This is a genomic window from Methanospirillum sp., from assembly GCF_035560735.1.
GTDB lineage: Archaea > Halobacteriota > Methanomicrobia > Methanomicrobiales > Methanospirillaceae > Methanospirillum.
Genome location: NZ_DATMYY010000323.1, coordinates 1 through 2,233 on the forward strand (window position 1 = coordinate 1; position 2,233 = coordinate 2,233).

The following is a 2,233-nucleotide window of genomic DNA, read 5'->3' on the forward strand; positions in this document are numbered from 1 at the left end:
ATCAAAGGCAATGTAAAGAAGAAAACCAATATTTCCATAGACATTGATACCTTGATACTGTGATCCCTACAGAATCTCAACCGGTGTATATCATAACCGGAGCCCAGGCTGAAGGCAAGACAACATTCCTCATGCAGATACTGGACCTGCTTCGGGCAGAAGGAGTGAAGATGCAGGGATTTGTTGCACCCGGTTATTTCCAGGACGGAATGAGATCCGGGTTCTCGATTACCAATCTTGAAACCGGTGCATCAGAAGAACTCTGCTCAACAACACCTGAAGAGGGAGCAGAGCAGCATGCCCGTTATTATTTCAGACCAAAAGCGATCACATTTGGGAACCGGGCCCTCCTTGACATCAGGTCTGATACTACCGATCTTCTTGTCATCGATGAAGTCGGGCGGTTTGATGTGCAGGGTTCCCTTTGGGGTGGTTCAATCACCTGGTTGGTTGAGCATCATCATCCCCCGATGATATGGACCGTCAGACGTGATTTTCTTGGAATAGTCACCGAACGGTGGCAGATCAAACCGGTGATTAGAGATATTGGATCTGTCAGCTTTAGTGAGGTAGCCGAAGAAATATTGGGTGATATCCGGATATACCGATCTGCTGCTAAACAACTGGATTAAGACCAGTCTCTTCGTGCATGTTCTAGTTTTCCGTTCCTCATGATTAGGACAATCTCTGCGATGATTGAGAGAGCGATTTCAGGAGGGAGATTTTTACCAATTTTCAGTCCAATGGGCGAGTACAGCCTGTCATCAATAACAGTCCCTCGTGATTTTAGATTCTGGATCAGGGTCGTGCATTTGCCGATGCTTCCTATCATTCCGATATAAGGAATATCCTTGTTTTTCAGGAGTAACTCAAGGACTTCTTCATCATGTTCATGCCCATAGGTGAGGATAACACAATAACTTCTTCCATGAAGAGCGATATTTTGTTCGATATCTTTGAATGAAGCACAAACAACCTCTTTTGCTCCGGGAAACCGGGTAGTATTAGCAAATTCTGTTCTGTCGTCATATACCTTATAAGGAATTGAAAGAACTTCGCAGAGTTTTCCAATATGCAGGCCAATATGACCACCTCCAAAGATTGCGATCTCTGGTTCAACAACTATTGGTTCAATAAATACTGTCAGAGATCCACCACAGACTCCAAGTGATGTATCAGCGTCATCTGCTCTCCACTCATCACCATCACCTTTGGAAACAAATCGCTTAGTTATGCAAATTTCTTTTTTTATCGCCTCTTTTGCGATATCAATACAGGAGAATTCAACACCCCCTCCTCCCACTGAACCTGCGATTTCACCCGTATTGCTGACAACCATATGAGATCCAATCTTACGGGGAGTTGATCCTGATGATTCAATGATTGTCACTAATGCACAGGGAACACCAGCTGCATGCCATTCAGATATTTTTTGGAGCCACATTTTTTCCTCTATTATCCATTCTGCCCAGTTAATTCTTTGAGACGAGCACTAAATTTTCTACTATCCTGGACCAGGTTGATCTTTTCAAGTGCCCCGGGTGGAGAGTATGCAATACTCCCTCCCCCGAGTTCAGCATACCTTGCCATCAGGGTCCAATCACTGACCAAGGTTACTCCAAGAAGATCAAGTCCACAATCAAAGAGGGCCGGACTTGGTGGGACGGTCGGGCCCATCATAACGCGGATTTTCGCTCTGGGTGTTCGTCTGATTACTTCAGCGAGTGTCTCATTAACCACGGTCAATCCGCTCATAAGCACGATTTGAGCCTCACCAAGTACCTCTTCGGCATCATTCCAGTGGATATCACCAGGTCGTGGGAAGAGTTCAACAATGTTCACCGGTCTCCCCATTCCACGCCATTCTGCGGCTTCTTTAAAGTACCCGATAAAACAGGTCGGAACCCGTGCTGCAGCAGCTTCAATCATCATAACAGCATTTCCCGACATTATGCTGGTCTGAACCGGAAGTAAAGACTTGAGGCAGGCCATTCCAACAGCACGACGGAGTGTCTCTTTGCAGGAGAGTAGTTCGAGTGCTGATTCGAGAGCCGGTTTTCCGAGCCAATCACCCATCCAGGACTCCATTCCCGGTTTGTCTTCAAGGCCAGGCATACCATGGAATATTGTAGAAAGTGACCATCTACTGGTTTTTACAAGGACCCAGTTGGTATATATCCTGATGTCCTCTATCACCTGCCCCTGATCTGCAGAATTAGATATAGTATGGATG

3 protein-coding genes are annotated in these 2,233 nt (G+C 45.9%); 1 reads left to right on the top strand and 2 read right to left on the bottom strand.

What is annotated here, in order from left to right:
• Nucleotides 1-83: 83 nt before the first annotated feature.
• On the top strand, nt 84-632 hold the full coding sequence (locus VN429_RS09475) for a nucleoside-triphosphatase (RefSeq protein ID WP_325632586.1): 549 nt from the start codon (nt 84-86) through the stop codon (nt 630-632).
• Here VN429_RS09475 and VN429_RS09480 read toward each other — a convergent pair.
• Entirely contained in the window at nt 629-1,444 is an 816-nt protein-coding gene (locus VN429_RS09480; protein ID WP_325632588.1) for an XdhC family protein, read from the bottom strand. The two genes, VN429_RS09475 and VN429_RS09480, sit on opposite strands and share 4 nt — an antisense overlap.
• Before the next feature lie 11 nt (nt 1,445-1,455).
• Nucleotides 1,456-2,233, bottom strand: a 778-nt coding sequence (locus VN429_RS09485) for a DUF364 domain-containing protein (protein WP_325632590.1), incomplete at its 5' end; no start/stop codon positions are given.

Coding starts and splice junctions, on each gene's coding strand:
- VN429_RS09480 (WP_325632588.1), bottom strand. CDS start 1,444: ATGTGGCTCCAAAAAATATCTGAATGGCATGCAGCTGGTGTTCCCTGT.